The sequence below is a fragment of the Mesorhizobium sp. M2A.F.Ca.ET.039.01.1.1 genome (assembly GCF_003998035.1).
Classification (GTDB): Bacteria; Pseudomonadota; Alphaproteobacteria; order Rhizobiales; family Rhizobiaceae; genus Mesorhizobium.
The window spans coordinates 1-990 of sequence record NZ_RZRY01001278.1; the positions used below are offsets into that span (position 1 = coordinate 1).

Annotated in this window: 1 protein-coding gene; it reads left to right on the forward strand. The window is 66.8% G+C overall.

Annotated elements, in window-relative coordinates:
• Window positions 1-14: 14 nt before the first annotated feature.
• A partial coding sequence (locus EOA24_RS39265) for an MFS transporter (RefSeq protein ID WP_127410898.1) occupies window positions 15-990 on the forward strand: 976 nt, incomplete at its 3' end.

The following is a 990-nucleotide window of genomic DNA, read 5'->3' on the forward strand; positions in this document are numbered from 1 at the left end:
GGATAGGAAAACCCATGATTTTGATGACCAGAACCGGCCCCGCCGGCAGATGGCTTGTGCTGCTGTCGGTCTGCCTTGCCGCCATGACGATGCCGTTGAGCTTTCCCGGCCCCGCCGTGGCGCTTTCTCGCATTGCCGCCGATCTCGGCGGCAGTCCGCTCGCGCTCAATTGGGTGACCAATGCCTTCATGCTGACCTTCGGCGCCGGCCTGATGGCGGCCGGGGCATTGGCCGACAACCATGGCCGCAAGCGGATTTTTCTCGCCGGCCTCGCTGTCTACCTCCTTGCCGCGCTGGGCTGCATGCTGGCGCCGGATATCGTCTGGTTCGATATGTTCCGCGCCTTGCAAGGCATAGGCGGTGCCGCCGCCTTCGCCGGCGGTGCCTCAGCACTTGCCCAGGAATTCGACGGGCAATCGCGGCTGCGCGCCTTCAGTTTTCTCGGCACCAGCTTCGGCATCGGGCTAGCCTTCGGCCCTGTCGCCTCCGGCCTGCTCATCGATACATTCGGCTGGCGCGCGATCTTCCTTCTGGTGGCGGCGCTTGGCGTTGCCGCGGCCGCGCTGGGCCTGCGCACCGTCACCGAATCACGCGATCCTGACGCAACCGGGCTCGACTGGGCCGGCGCCGGCACCTTCACCATCGCGCTTGCCGCGCTGACTTATGGCGTGCTGCAGGCGCCTCAAAGCGGCTTGGCCGATCCCTTCGTTCTCGCACTCCTTGGCGTGGCTGCCGTCGGCTTTGCCGCCTTCGTCATTGTCGAGCGGCGCGTGCGCCGGCCGATGCTGGACCTGACGCTGTTCCGCTTCCCGCGTTTCGTCGGCGTCCAGTTCCTGGCCGCGGCACCCGCCTATGCCTTCGTCGTCCTGCTCGTGCTCCTGCCGATCCGCTTCATCGGCATCGAGGGGATGAGCGAGATCAAGGCGGGGCAGTTGATGATCTGCCTCTCCGGCCCGCTGCTGATCCTGCCGTTGCTCGCCGGCCAGGCGG